Source organism: Intestinimonas sp. HCP28S3_D6, from assembly GCF_052065695.1.
GTDB lineage: Bacteria > Bacillota > Clostridia > Oscillospirales > Oscillospiraceae > Intestinimonas.
In genome coordinates this window covers 50,064-62,317 of record NZ_JBQHTM010000008.1, presented here as the reverse complement: position 1 = coordinate 62,317, position 12,254 = coordinate 50,064, and the positions used below count along the sequence as shown (strand labels likewise).

The window sequence follows — 12,254 nt, the reverse complement described above, 5'->3', positions numbered from 1 at the left end:
ATGGACGTTTGGTGGTCGGCCGGTGCGGTCGACATAAGCTTGTATCTTTCAGTATACCGTCCGCGGGGGAAAAAAGCAACTGGAAGTATGTCGATTTCCACAAAAACCCACAGGGCAGATCAGCCAGCTTCGGTGACGCCGTCGGCGTAGCGCACGTCGCTCATGGCGTCTTTTCCGTAGAAGTCGGCCCCCATCCGCCGGGCATAGTCCTCGGTGAGCACGGCACCCCCCACCATGACCTTGCACCAGGGAGCCTCCTGCCGGAGGAGGGCGATGGTCTCCTCCATGGCGCCCACGGTGGTGGTCATGAGGGCGGAGAGGCCGCAGAAGGCGGCGTGCTCCCGGACCACGGCCTCGGTCACGGCCTGGGGGGAGACGTCCTTCCCCAGGTCCACCACCTGGTAGCCGTAGTTCTCCAGCAGCACTTTGACGATGTTCTTGCCGATGTCGTGGACGTCCCCCTTCACGGTGGAGAGGACCACCTTGGCTTTGGCGGCGGGGCGCTCCCCCTCACGGGTCATGGCCCCCCGGAGAAGCTCAAAGACGGCCTTGGCCGCCTCGGCGCTCATGAGGAGCTGGGGGAGGTAGAGCTTGCCCGTCTCGAAGGCGGCCCCCACCCGGTCCAGGGCGGGGATGAGGCCGTCGTCGATGAGCTCCATGGGGGCCTTGCCCCCGTCCAGGCCCGACTTGGCGGCGGCCACGGCGCTCTCCTTGAGGCCCCGCTCCACGGCGGTGCCCAGGTCCATGCCGGCGGCAGGGACGGCAGGAGCGGGGGTGGGGGCGGTCTCCCCGGCCATGGCGGCGATGTAGTCCTGGCAGTTGGGGTCCAGGCCCTTCAGGGCGCAGTAGGCCCGGAGGGCGTCGGTCATGGGGGCGGAGTTGGGGTTCAGAATGGCGGCAGACAGGCCGTGCTCCAGGGCCAGCAGGAAGAAGGCGGAATTGACCGCCTCCCGCCGGGGCAGGCCGAAGGACACGTTGGAAACGCCCAGGCTGGTGCGGCAGCCCAGCTCCCGGGTGATGTGGTCCACCGTCTCCAATGTGACGGCGGCGGCGCTCTGGTCGGCGCTGATGGTGAGGGCCAGGGGGTCGAAGATCAGGTCCTCTTTGGGGATGCCATAGCTGGCGGCGGTGTCAATGATCTTTTGGGCGATGGCCACCCGCTCCCCGGCGGTGGCAGGGATGCCGTTCTCGTCCAGGGTGAGGGCGATGGCGGTGCCGCCGTATCGTTTCAGGAGGGGAAAGACGGCGGCCATGCTCTCGGCCTTGCCGCTCACCGAGTTCACCAGGGGGCGGCCGTTGTAGCACCGCATGGCGGCGGCCATGGCGCCGGGATGGTTGGTGTCGATCTGGAGGGGGAGGTCGGTGACGGCCTGGAGCTCCTCCACCGTCCGGGGCAGGAGGGTGGGCTCATCCACCTCGGGCAGGCCCACGTTCACATCCAGCACCTGGGCGCCCTTCTCCTGCTGCTCGATGGCCAGCCGGAGGACGTAGTCCATGTCCCCCGACCGGAGGGCCTCCTTGAGACGAGGCTTGCCGGTGGGGTTGATGCGCTCTCCGATGAGCACGGGCTTCTCCCCAAAGACCACAGTGCGGGCGTAGGAGGATACCCAGGTCCGGTGCTTGGGGGTGACGGGCAGGGCGGGCAGATCCCGGCAGACTGCCGAGAGAGCACGGATGTGCTCGGGAGTGGTGCCGCAGCAGCCTCCCGCCACCCGCAGACCGGCCTTGACCAGCTCCGCCATGGCGGCGGCGAAGTCCTCAGGCCCCACCCGGAAGTGGGTGCAGCCGTCCACGCACTCGGGGAGACCGGCGTTGGGCTGGATGAGCACGGGGAGGGAGGTGAGACGGAGCAGCTCCGGGAAGAGGGTGGCCATCTGCTCGGGGCCCAGGCCGCAGTTGAGGCCCATGGCGTCCACCCCCAGGCCCTCCAGCAGGGCCACGGCGGAGGAGAGATCGCCGCCGGTGAGCATCCGCCCGGTCTGGTCCAGCACCACCGAGACGAAGATGGGCAGATCGCAGTTCTCCTTGGCGGCCAGCACGGCGGCCTTGGCCTCGTAGAGGTCGCTCATGGTCTCGATGAGCACCAGGTCGGCCCCGGCGGCGGCTCCCGCCCGGACGGCGGGGGCGTAGGCGGCCACCGCCTCCTCAAAGGGCAGGTCCCCCATGGGCCGCAGCAGACGGCCGGTGGGACCCAGATCCAGCGCCACAAAGCCCCTGCCGTGCTCCGCCACAGCCTCCCGGGCCAGGGTCACGGCGGCGGTGACGATCTCCTCCACCGGGTGGCCGGCGAGCTTGACGGCGTTGGCGCCGAAGGTGTTGGTGGTGACGATGTCGGCTCCGGCGGAGAGGTACTGGGCGTGGACGGCCCGGACGGCGTCGGGCCGCTCCAGGTTCCACAGCTCCGGCTCATAGCCGGCGGGGAGGCCGGCGGCCTGGAGCATTGTGCCCATGCCGCCGTCGAAAATGAGCACCCGGCGGGAGAGTTCTTCTCTGATGTTCATGGGTGGACTCCTTTATCTATGAAATGGTATGGGTGCTCAGCCCTTCCGGAAGGCGCAGTCGGTCTTGCCGCAGGCCGCGCAGCCGGTGGGGGGGCACCAGGGGGTGGGGGAGAGCCCCACCACGGCGGTGACCGACTTGGTGGGGGTGAGCATCATGGTCTCGGTGGCGGTGAGGCCGATGCGCTTGGAGGCCTCCAGGGCCTCCAGCAGGGGCCGCTGGAAGTCGATGGGAAAGTCGCCGTAGCCGGGGCTGAACCGGGGGCGGAGGAAGAGCCCCTCCGGGGCCACTTCACGGGCCAGACCGTCGCAGCACTCGTCGCAGTAGGCCTCCAGCAGCGAGGCGGCGCAGGCCTGGAGGATGACGGCCCGGCTCACCTGGGTGACGGCCGAGCGGCGGAGGAGCCGGTCGGTCTCCGCCCCGAGGGTGGCGGCGAAGAGATACACCTCCCCGCAGTTCTTGAGGTGCCGGGCCAGGTAGGCGCTGGGGATGACCATGCCGGCGCAGGTCACCGTCCCGTCCTCCACCGCGGCGGGAAAGCGCCGCCACACCGCCCTGGGTCGGGCGGTGGCCTCCAGCTCCGTGCCGCAGGAGTGGAGGGATTCCTCCAGCTGTTCATCGATGGTCCCGCCGGGCCGGTGGAGCCCCAGGTACCGGCGGGCCTCCTTCCAGTCGATCTCAGCCATGGGGACGGAGGATGCAGGAGAGGTTGTCCATGATCTTGGCGGCCACCTCCGGCTTGTTCATGGTGTAAATGTGGATGTGCTCCACGCCGTGGGCGATGAGGTCCAGGATCTGCTCCGTGGCGTAGGCGATGCCGGCCTGGCGCATGGCGGCGGGGTCGTCGCCGAAGCGGTCGGCAATGCCCTGGAGCCGGGGGGGCATGACGGTGCCGGAGAGCTCGCAGGACCGGCGGATCTGCTGGACGGTGATGACGGGCATGATGCCGGCCACGATGGGCACGGTGATGCCCTTGTCCAGGGCCCGGAAGAGGAAGCGGTAGAGCACGTCGTTATCGAAGAACATCTGGGTGGTGAGGAAGTCGGCGCCGGCGTCCACCTTCCGCTTCAGATTGTCCAGGTCGGTGTAGAAGTGGGGGCACTCCACGTGGCCCTCGGGGTAGCAGGCGGCGCCGATGCACAGGTCCGTCCCGCCGGGCAGGGAGCGGATGTGGGAGATGAGCTCGTTGGCGTAGTGGTAGTGCTCGGGGGAGGGGAAGGAGGTGTCCTGGGGGATGTCGCCCCGGAGGGCCAGGATGTTCTCGATGCCGGCGGCCTGGAGCCGCTCCACCATGTCGGCCACCTGGTCCCGGGTGGAGGAGACGCAGGTGAGGTGGGCCAGGGCGGGGACCCGGTAGACGTCCTGGAGCCGGGCGGCCAGCTCCAGAGTGCGCTTGGAGGTGGAGCCGCCCGCGCCGTAGGTGACGCTGATGAAGTCGGGGGCCAGGGCGGCGGTGTCCCGGAGGACGTCCTCCACCTTGGCCAGGGCAGCGCCGGTCTTGGGGGGAAAGAGTTCACAGGAGACGGTGACCCGCCCCTGGGTGAGAAGTTGAGAAAGTTTCATATCGGTCTGCTCCTTGTTGTTAACTGGGGGATATTTTACCACGGTAAAGCAAGCGGCGCAACGAAAACTTGTATCCGGGCTTGCAATTCGGGACGTGAGAAGCTATGATGAAAAAACATGATACCTGGAGGTATACCCATGACCAAAGAACAATACGAGGCCATCAGCCGGCCCTTCCGGGGGCGGCCCGGCGCCGTGAAGGGGCTGAAGGCCTTCAACCGGGTCCTCACCCTGAGCTGTTATCTCCTCTATCCCGCCCTGCTCCTCTGGGCCCTGGTGACAAAGGACCCCCGGCTCCTCAGGCTGGTGCTGGTGCCAGCGGTATCTTTTGTGTCCCTGAGCGTGGTCCGCCGGGGGCTCAACCGCCCTCGGCCCTATGAGGCCCTGGACATCGTCCCCATCATCCCCCGGGACAAGAAGGGGGAGTCCTTCCCCAGCCGCCACGTCTTTTCCGTCTTTGTCATCGCCATGACCTGGGGCTGGGTCTGCCCGCCGGTGGGCTGGCTTCTGTGCGTGGTGGGGGTGCTGCTGGCCGTCACCCGGGTGGTGGCCGGCATCCACTTCCCCCGGGACGTGGTGGCCGGCGCCCTCCTGGGCGTGGCCTGCGGTTGGGTGGGCTTTTATCTCCTGTGAGTGCAGGTATAACAAAAGGGAGGACCGTTTTGCGGTCCTCCCTTTTGTTATGCTCAGCCCAGATAGGCCTTCTTGACGGCCTCGTCGTTGAGGAGCTCCTTGCCGGTGCCGCTCATGGTGAGCCGCCCGGTCTCCAGCACATAGGCGGTGTCCGCCGTGTGGAGGGCCATGTTGGCGTTCTGCTCGATGAGCAGGATGGTGACGCCCTGGCGGTTGATCTCCTTGATGATCTCAAAGATGCCCTTGACCACCAGCGGGGCCAGGCCCAGGGAGGGCTCATCCATCATCATGATCTTGGGCCGGGACATGAGGGCCCGCCCCACGGCCAGCATCTGCTGTTCGCCGCCGGAGAGGGTGCCCGCCGCCTGCCAGGACCGCTCCTTGAGCCGGGGAAAGAGGTCGTAGACCCATTTGATGTCGTCCTCCAGATTGTCGGTGCGCAGGTAGGCGCCGATCTTCAGGTTCTCCAGCACCGTGAGGTCGGGGAAGACGTGTCGCCCCTCAGGCACCAGGGTGATGCCCTTGGACACGATGCGGTCGGGGGAGAGGCCGGTGATGTCCTCAGCCTGGAGGTGGATGCGTCCCGAGGCCGGCTTCACTAGTCCGGCGATGGCCCGGAGGGTGGTGGACTTGCCGGCGCCGTTGGCCCCGATGAGGGTGACGATCTCCCCCTCCGGCACCTCGAAGGTGATCCCCTTCACGGCCTCAATGCCGCCGTAGTTGACCCGCAGGTCGTCAATCCTCAGCATCGTCTGCCACCCCCAAATAAGCGTCGATGACCCGCTGGTCGTTCTGCACGACCTCCGGGGTGCCCTGGCTGATGAGCCGGCCGAAGTCCAGGACGTAGATCCGGTCGGAGATCTGCATGACCAGATCCATGTGGTGCTCGATCATAAAGACGGAGAGGTTGTACTCCGTGCGGATCTGCCGGATGAAGTCGGTGAGCTCCTGGGTCTCCTGGGGGTTCATGCCGGCGGCGGGCTCGTCCAGGAGGAGGAGCTTGGGGTCGGTGGCCAGGGCCCGGGCGATCTCCAGCCGGCGCTGGAGGCCGTAGGGCAGGGAAGAGGCCACCTCGTCCTTCAGGTGGGCTAGGCCCTGCTCCTCCAGGAGGGCCATGGACTCCTCCCGCATCCGCTTCTCCTCCGCCCGGTTGAGGCGGAAGGTGGCGGTGAGGAAGTTCTGCTTGGCCCGCATGTGCTTGGCCACCAGCACGTTTTCAAAAACGGTGAGGGCTCCGAAAAGGCGGATGTTCTGAAAGGTGCGGGCGATGCCCTTCCGGGTGATCTGGTCGGGGGTGAGGCGGACCACGCCGGTGTACTTGCCGTTGTTTTCCCCCTGGTACATGGCTTTCATCTTGCCCTGGGGGTGGTTCTCCACGATGACCTCTCCGGCCAGGCTCACCCGGCCGTTGGTGGGCTCATAGACGCCGGTCACGCAGTTGAAGGCGGTGGTTTTGCCGGCGCCATTGGGGCCGATGAGGGCCACGATCTCCCCCCGGTTCACCTCCAGGGACAGGTTGTTGACGGCCACCACGCCGCCGAACTGCATGGTGACGTCCTCCAGGCGCAGGATATTCTCAGCCATTGTGCTCACCAGCCTTTCGGGCGGTCTTTTTCGGCCTCGGCCGGAAGAGGTCGGGCAGCTCCTTGTCGCCCATGAGGCCACGGCGGAAGAAGAGGACCACGATCATAATGATGATGGAGAAGACCACCATCCGGAAGCCGGTGCGGAGGAAGGGGACCTTGACGCCGAAGATCCACATCTCAGAGTCCAGGAAACGGAGCCACCACTCGCTGGCCGCCACGTAGAGGAAGGTGGCGATGCAGGAGCCGGACACGGAGCCGATGCCGCCGATGACCACGATGAGGAGGATCTCATAGGTCATGGTGGAGGTGTAGACCTTGGCCTGGGCGTTGGAGGCGTACATGGCGAAGAGGGCGCCCCCCACCCCGGCGAAGAAGGAGGAGATGCAGAAGGAGAGCATCTTGTGCTTGGCCAGGTTGATGCCCATGGCCTCGGCGGCAATCTCGTCCTCCCGGATGGCCTTGAAGGCCCGGCCGTAGGAGGAGTTGATGAGCATGACGATGACGGCAATGCACAGAATGGCCACCAGGAAGGGCACGAAGGCGGACAGGCGCAGGATCACCTCACCGTCGGCGTTCTTGATGTTGAAGCTGGTGAAGGTGGGGATCTGGGTAATCATGTTGGCGCCGTTGGTCACCGGGCCCAGGGCCTGCCACTGGAAGATGGCCCGGATGATCTCGGCAAAGCCCAGGGTGGCGATGGCCAGGTAGTCGCTCTTGAGCCGCAGCACGGGCAGGCCGATGAGCCAGGCGAAGAAGGCGGCCACGCAGCCGGCCAGAATGATGGCCAGGGCCACGCCCAGAATGAGGCCCTGGGGGGTGTCCACCCCGCCGAAGAGGTCGGGCAGGGAGAAGTTCAGGGCCGAGCCGCCGTAGAGGTAGTACACCGTGTCCTTCTGGGCCACGGGGACGGTGAGGATGGCGTAGGTGTAGGCGCCCAGGAGCATGAAGCCGGCCTGGCCCAGGGAGAAGAGGCCGGTGAAGCCGTTGAGGAGGTTCATGGAGACGGCCACCAGGGAGTACACCGCGCCCTTTTTGAGCACGATGAAGAGCTGGCTGGTGGAGGGGAGGGTGTTCTCCAGCACCACCACCAGGGCCAGCACCACCGCGGCGGCCACCAGGCCCAGAAACGCGCCTGTCTTGTTTTTCTTTGTTTGGATCATGTAAGGCGCCTCCTTTACACTTTATCGGTGGCCTTCTCACCGAAGAGGCCGGTGGGCTTGAAGACCAGCACGATGATCAGCAGCGCGAAGGTGAAGGCGTCCACAAAGGTGGTGGCCCCCTCGAAGGGCAGGACCTTCACAAAGTTTTCGCAGATGCCGATGAGGAAGGCGCCGATGACCGCGCCGGGGATGGAGCCGATGCCGCCGAAGACGGCGGCCACGAAGGCCTTCAGGCCGGGCATGGCGCCGGCGGTGGGGGTGACGGCCTGATAGGTGGTGAAGTAGAGCATGGAGCCCAGGGCCGCCAGGGCCGAGCCGATGACAAAGGTGATGGAGATGACGGAGTTGATCTTGATGCCCATGAGCTGGCTGGTCTCGAAGTCCTTGGCCACCGCCCGCATGGCCATGCCCACCTTGGTGTGGTTGATGAGCTGGGTGAGGGCCACCACCAGGATCACCACCAGGAAGGGGGTGAGGATGACCACCCACTTGATGGGAGTGCCCGCCACGGTGATGGTGTCGGACAGGAAGGGGATGGCGGGATAGGTCATGGGCTGGCCGCCGGTGACGTAGGTGGCGGTGTTCTGGAGCAGGTAGCTCACGCCGATGGCCGAGATCATGACGCTCATGCGGGGGGCGGTGCGCAGGGGCTTGTAGGCCACCCGCTCAATGAGGAAGCCCAGCAGCACCGTCAGCACCAGCACCAGGATCAGGCTGACCAGGATGGTGGTGGTGGGGGACAGGTAGGCCCCCAGAGACGAAGTCAGATAAATACCCATGAGGCCGGCCACCATGAACACATCGCCGTGGGCGAAGTTGATGAGGCGCAGGATGCCGTAGACCATGGTGTAGCCGATGGCGATGAGGGCATACTGCCCCCCTACCGAAATGCCGAACAGCAGGGTGGAGATGAAAAATTCCATGGGATGTCCTCCCCTATGCCAGATTTGATGCCAGGCTGTCTCGAAAAGAGCGTGGTCACGGCCCCTTTCGAGGCAGCCCGACGAGGTCAGAAATATGAGGCTTGGCGGGAACCCGGAGGTCCCCGCCAAGCGCACACGCTGCCTGTGGTTCAGAGACGGATATTCTTACTGCGCCACGGTCTGGACGCCCTCCAGCTCCCAGGCGCCGTCGTTGGTGGAGTGCTTGATGTAGGCGGTGTCGCGGACGGCGTCGCCGTTGGTGTCGTCGAACTCGATGTGGCCGGACACGCCGTCATAGGTCACGTCCCACAGAGCCGCCTTGATGTCGGCGGGCTCCACGCTGCCGGCGGCCTTGATGGCCTCCAGGGCCACATAGTAGGCGTCATAGCCCATGGCGGACACGGCCGCGATGGTGTCGTTGCCGCCGTTGGCCTCCAGAGCGCCGTCGGCGGTGTTGATGTAATTCTTGATGCCGGCGTCGAAGTCGGGATTGCCGCCCTCCTGATAGAAGGTGGAGACGTAGAGCTGCACGTTAGTGCCCTTGGCGGCCTCCAGGACCATGTTGTCGTCCAGCGTGTCGGAGCCCAGGAAGGGGGCCTCGATGCCCAGGTCGGCGGCCTGGGTGATGATCTGGGTGGCGTAGGCGATGGACACGGGGGTGAAGATGACGTCGGCGCCCTGGTCCTTGGCCTTGTTCAGGTAGGAGTTGAAGTCGGAGTTGTTGGTGGGGAAGGAGTCCTTGATGACGGTGCCGCCGGCGGCGGTAAAGGCCTGCTCAAAGTAGGCGATCAGACCCTGGTCGTACTCGTTGCCCGCCTCGCCCAGGCAGTAGGCGGTGGTGGCGCTGAACTTATCCTTGGCGAAGTTGGCCAGGACGGTGCCCTGGAAGGGGTCCAGGAAGCAGATGCGGAAGTAGTAGTCGTTGCCGGCGGTGACGTTGGGGTTGGTGCAGGTGACGCCGATGGCGGGGATGCCCGCGTCGCCGAAGATGGGGCCGCCGGCAATGGACACGCCGGAGCCGTAGGAGCCCAGCACCAGGGCCACGCCCTCGCTGACCAGCTGGGAGGCGGCGGTGGGGGCCTTGTCGGTGGTGGAGCCGTTGTCGGCGTAGACCAGCTCCACGGTGTAGGTCTCGCCGCCCACTTCCACGGTGGGGGTCTCGGTGTTGGCGTACTGCATGCCCAGCATTTCCTTCTTGCCGCCGGAGGCGGAGTCGCCGGTGGAGGGCTCAAAGACGCCGATGCGGACCACCTTGTCGCCGCTCTGGGCGGCGGGGGCGGAGGCGTCGGGGCTGCCGGTCTCGGGGGCGGCGCTGGAGGGCGGCGTGCTGGAGCAGCCGGCCAGGGCCGTCAGGGCCAGGGAGCAGGAAAGCGCGAATGCAAGAAACTTTTTCATTGTTGCTGGTTCCTCCTTGTCCGTTCTGTCGGATGAGACAAACTGTCTACACATAGAGAACGATTGTCCACAGCCGTTGCTTTATTATAGCAATGTGTCAGAGAAAATGCAAGCCGCTTTCCGAATAAAGATCAAATATTTTTGCGCTACCCCAGATTTGTCCGAATTTTTTGGGAAAAACAGCAGGAGAAGCAATACAATCCTGCATACAGCGACAAAATGAAATAAAATGTATTTCATGCACAGACAAATGTCGACAAATCAAAGAGGCGCGAGGAGACAAGTCTCGGGCGAAAAACGGAGGACGCCCGGAAGAATCCATCTTCCAGGCGTCCTCCTATCTTGATTTATGGTTCGGTGTGTCCGCCGGCGGCGGAGCGATAGTAGGCCAACAGGCGGTGGACAAATCTCCGCATGACGGCAGGCAGATCGTAGGAGCCGTCGCGGGTGCACCAGTTGTAGACCAGGCCCCGGACGGAGATCATCAGGTACTCGGCGATCTCCTCGGCGCTGTCGCTGCCGGCCAGTGTACCGTCGTCCAGACCCTGCCGGATGATCCCGATGAGCACCCCCACCATGCCCTGATGGGGGTCCCGGCTGAAGAGGGTGTTGTCCGGGTTGTAGAGCAGCTTGGTCATCCGCAGGTCCGTGAGATCGCTGGAGTAGTGGGCGTAGTAGTCGAAAAATGCCATGATCCGCTCCAGCGCTGACCCCTGGATGAGCAAAGGCGCCACCGTCTCGGCAAAGTAGTGGTCGGCGATGCGGTAGGTCTCATAAAAGACCTCCATTTTACTGGAGTAATAATTATAAAAGGTACCGATGGACACCTTGGCCCGGGCCACGATGTCCCGGATGGTGATGTCATCGAAGTCCTTTTCCGTCAGAAGTTCCACCGCTGCATGGAAGAGCTTGTCCTTGGTCTGCTCCGCCTGGAGCTGCCGCCTGCTTTTGTTCTCGGTTTCCATGTCCTCCACCTCGATACGGATCGGTTTTTTGTACCACGGATTATACAGGAAAAGTATCGCCTATGCAAGCGCGCGACGTTCCTCCCGTGTCCGTGTCATACCGGCGGGGCGTTTCGGGTCCGTCGAATATGGAATCGGCGCCTGGAGGCTATTGACGCTTTTTCCAGCCAGTGTTAGACTATATATGAACAAGTTCACTGAACATATTTGCCGTTTGAACGGAGCGGCCGCGGGGCTGCGGTCACGTTCAGCGCCGCTGAACAGCGGCGGACAGGCCAGGAAAGGAAGGAATTTTGTCTATGAAAAAAAGCACCCCCGCCCAGTGGGCGACCCGTGTCATACTCTACATCGTCGGCCTTTTCTTTATGGCCCTGGGCGTGGCCTTCGCAGTCAACTCCGATCTGGGCGTCTCTCCGGTGACCTCCCTGCCCTATGTGATCAGCCTTATTACCAATACGGCTTTGGGGACCTGTGTCATTGTGGTATACGGCATCTACATTGTATTGCAGATTCTCATTCTCCGGCGGGAGTTCCGCCTCATCAACCTGACCCAGATCATTTTTTCCACCATTTTCGGCTACTTCACCGACTTTACCAAGTGGCTGCTGGCCGACTTCACCCTGCCCACCTATGCTGGACAGCTGGTGATGCTGGTCATCAGCATCATCACGGTGGCCTTTGGCGTATTCCTCTACATGGAGGTGGACCTGGTGGCCATGCCCATGGAGGGGCTCACTATGGCCATCGCCAAAAAGGTGGGCAGACCCTTCCACAACGTCAAGATCGTGGTGGACTGCAGCACGGTCGTCCTGGGTATCCTGCTCTCCGTCGTCCTCCTTCATGGTCTCTTTGGCATCCGCGAGGGCACCGTCATTACCGCCATTGTGGTGGGCAAGGTCATGGGGCTCTTCAAAAAGCCCCTCCAGCCCGTGGTGCAGCGGCTGTGCTTCGGCGCCGTTGGCCCCGAGCCGGAGGAGGTACGGGAGCTGGAGGAGCTGGAAGGCATGAATGTGGACAGCTGAATCCCAAATAAACGTCCCCTCCGGCACATTGAGCCGGAGGGGACGTTTGTTGTTCCGTGAGGTGGCCGTTACAGTCCGGCCACCTCGTCCTGGTCCACCAGGCGGATACCGTGGGAGGTGAGGGCGGCGGTGGCCGCCTCCCCGTCCTGGACCCGGAAGATCATGTAGGCGTGGTCAGCGTCGGCGCCGCCCAGGAAGGCGTACATGTACTCCACGTTGACGGCGGCCTCGTTGAGGACCTGAAGGACCTGGTTGAGTCCGCCGGGCTCGTCGGGGATCATCACACCCAGCACCGGGGTCAGGCTGTGGATAAAACCGGCGTCCTTGAGCACGGTGGTGGCGTTGTAGACGTTGTCCACGATGAGCCGCACGATGCCGAAGTCCTTGGTCTCGGCCAGGGACAGCGCCCGCATGTCCACCCCGTTCTGGGCCAGAGCGGTGGTCATGGTGTGGAGGGTGCCGGGCTTGTTTTCCAGAAATACGGAGATCTGCTTCAAACTCATGGTCG

12 protein-coding genes are annotated in these 12,254 nt (G+C 64.3%); 2 read left to right on the top strand and 10 right to left on the bottom strand.

Going from position 1 to position 12,254, the window contains the following annotated elements:
* Positions 1 to 119: 119 nt before the first annotated feature.
* The 3 genes from ACTNBK_RS04580 to metF are packed head-to-tail and all read right to left on the bottom strand — an operon-like array spanning position 120 to position 4,062.
* On the bottom strand, positions 120 to 2,501 hold the full coding sequence (locus tag ACTNBK_RS04580; protein WP_441144020.1) for a homocysteine S-methyltransferase family protein: 2,382 nt from the start codon (positions 2,499 to 2,501) through the stop codon (positions 120 to 122).
* 36 nt (positions 2,502 to 2,537) lie between these two features.
* Positions 2,538 to 3,185: a Vitamin B12 dependent methionine synthase activation subunit gene (locus ACTNBK_RS04575; RefSeq protein ID WP_441144018.1), complete on the bottom strand. Its 648-nt coding sequence runs from the start codon at positions 3,183 to 3,185 to the stop codon at positions 2,538 to 2,540.
* Positions 3,178 to 4,062 carry a methylenetetrahydrofolate reductase [NAD(P)H] gene (metF, locus tag ACTNBK_RS04570; RefSeq protein WP_441144016.1) on the bottom strand — a complete coding sequence of 295 codons (885 nt, stop codon included), beginning with the start codon at positions 4,060 to 4,062 and terminating at the stop codon, positions 3,178 to 3,180. The genes ACTNBK_RS04575 and metF overlap by 8 nt, the downstream gene beginning before the upstream one ends.
* Positions 4,063 to 4,200: 138 nt before the next feature.
* Here metF and ACTNBK_RS04565 point away from each other — a divergent pair, with 138 nt between their 5' ends.
* Positions 4,201 to 4,695 (top strand): phosphatase PAP2 family protein, encoded by a 495-nt coding sequence (locus tag ACTNBK_RS04565; protein WP_441144014.1) that lies wholly within the window; start codon positions 4,201 to 4,203, stop codon positions 4,693 to 4,695.
* Between the two features lie 53 nt (positions 4,696 to 4,748).
* Here ACTNBK_RS04565 and ACTNBK_RS04560 read toward each other — a convergent pair whose 3' ends face one another.
* The 6 genes from ACTNBK_RS04560 to ACTNBK_RS04535 all read right to left on the bottom strand — a co-directional run bounded on the left by ACTNBK_RS04560 (position 4,749) and on the right by ACTNBK_RS04535 (position 10,724).
* A complete protein-coding gene (locus ACTNBK_RS04560; RefSeq protein ID WP_441144012.1) occupies positions 4,749 to 5,444 on the bottom strand; it encodes an ABC transporter ATP-binding protein in 696 nt (231 codons plus the stop codon).
* Positions 5,431 to 6,279 (bottom strand): ABC transporter ATP-binding protein, encoded by an 849-nt coding sequence (locus ACTNBK_RS04555; protein WP_441144010.1) that lies wholly within the window; start codon positions 6,277 to 6,279, stop codon positions 5,431 to 5,433. The genes ACTNBK_RS04560 and ACTNBK_RS04555 overlap by 14 nt, the downstream gene beginning before the upstream one ends.
* Positions 6,272 to 7,441 carry a branched-chain amino acid ABC transporter permease gene (locus ACTNBK_RS04550; protein ID WP_441144008.1) on the bottom strand — a complete coding sequence of 390 codons (1,170 nt, stop codon included), beginning with the start codon at positions 7,439 to 7,441 and terminating at the stop codon, positions 6,272 to 6,274. The genes ACTNBK_RS04555 and ACTNBK_RS04550 overlap by 8 nt, the downstream gene beginning before the upstream one ends.
* Positions 7,442 to 7,455: 14 nt before the next feature.
* Positions 7,456 to 8,364, bottom strand: a complete 909-nt coding sequence (locus tag ACTNBK_RS04545; protein WP_441144006.1) for a branched-chain amino acid ABC transporter permease — start codon at positions 8,362 to 8,364, stop codon at positions 7,456 to 7,458.
* A 165-nt stretch (positions 8,365 to 8,529) separates the two neighbouring features.
* Positions 8,530 to 9,759: an ABC transporter substrate-binding protein gene (locus tag ACTNBK_RS04540; protein ID WP_441144004.1), complete on the bottom strand. Its 1,230-nt coding sequence runs from the start codon at positions 9,757 to 9,759 to the stop codon at positions 8,530 to 8,532.
* Between the two features lie 347 nt (positions 9,760 to 10,106).
* Positions 10,107 to 10,724, bottom strand: coding sequence for a TetR/AcrR family transcriptional regulator (locus ACTNBK_RS04535; protein WP_441144002.1), 618 nt, complete (start codon positions 10,722 to 10,724; stop codon positions 10,107 to 10,109).
* Between the two features lie 299 nt (positions 10,725 to 11,023).
* Between ACTNBK_RS04535 and ACTNBK_RS04530 the strand changes: the two genes are divergently transcribed.
* Positions 11,024 to 11,746 carry a YczE/YyaS/YitT family protein gene (locus ACTNBK_RS04530; protein WP_441144001.1) on the top strand — a complete coding sequence of 241 codons (723 nt, stop codon included), beginning with the start codon at positions 11,024 to 11,026 and terminating at the stop codon, positions 11,744 to 11,746.
* A 68-nt stretch (positions 11,747 to 11,814) separates the two neighbouring features.
* Here the strand turns inward: ACTNBK_RS04530 and ACTNBK_RS04525 are convergent, their stop codons facing one another.
* Positions 11,815 to 12,249 carry an ACT domain-containing protein gene (locus tag ACTNBK_RS04525; protein ID WP_441143999.1) on the bottom strand — a complete coding sequence of 145 codons (435 nt, stop codon included), beginning with the start codon at positions 12,247 to 12,249 and terminating at the stop codon, positions 11,815 to 11,817.
* Positions 12,250 to 12,254 lie beyond the last annotated feature (5 nt).

Coding starts and splice junctions, on each gene's coding strand:
- ACTNBK_RS04575 (WP_441144018.1), bottom strand. CDS start 3,185: ATGGCTGAGATCGACTGGAAGGAGGCCCGCCGGTACCTGGGGCTCCAC.
- ACTNBK_RS04545 (WP_441144006.1), bottom strand. CDS start 8,364: ATGGAATTTTTCATCTCCACCCTGCTGTTCGGCATTTCGGTAGGGGGG.
- ACTNBK_RS04580 (WP_441144020.1), bottom strand. CDS start 2,501: ATGAACATCAGAGAAGAACTCTCCCGCCGGGTGCTCATTTTCGACGGC.
- ACTNBK_RS04525 (WP_441143999.1), bottom strand. CDS start 12,249: ATGAGTTTGAAGCAGATCTCCGTATTTCTGGAAAACAAGCCCGGCACC.
- ACTNBK_RS04540 (WP_441144004.1), bottom strand. CDS start 9,759: ATGAAAAAGTTTCTTGCATTCGCGCTTTCCTGCTCCCTGGCCCTGACG.
- metF (WP_441144016.1), bottom strand. CDS start 4,062: ATGAAACTTTCTCAACTTCTCACCCAGGGGCGGGTCACCGTCTCCTGT.
- ACTNBK_RS04550 (WP_441144008.1), bottom strand. CDS start 7,441: ATGATCCAAACAAAGAAAAACAAGACAGGCGCGTTTCTGGGCCTGGTG.
- ACTNBK_RS04535 (WP_441144002.1), bottom strand. CDS start 10,724: ATGGAAACCGAGAACAAAAGCAGGCGGCAGCTCCAGGCGGAGCAGACC.
- ACTNBK_RS04530 (WP_441144001.1), top strand. CDS start 11,024: ATGAAAAAAAGCACCCCCGCCCAGTGGGCGACCCGTGTCATACTCTAC.
- ACTNBK_RS04555 (WP_441144010.1), bottom strand. CDS start 6,279: ATGGCTGAGAATATCCTGCGCCTGGAGGACGTCACCATGCAGTTCGGC.
- ACTNBK_RS04560 (WP_441144012.1), bottom strand. CDS start 5,444: ATGCTGAGGATTGACGACCTGCGGGTCAACTACGGCGGCATTGAGGCC.
- ACTNBK_RS04565 (WP_441144014.1), top strand. CDS start 4,201: ATGACCAAAGAACAATACGAGGCCATCAGCCGGCCCTTCCGGGGGCGG.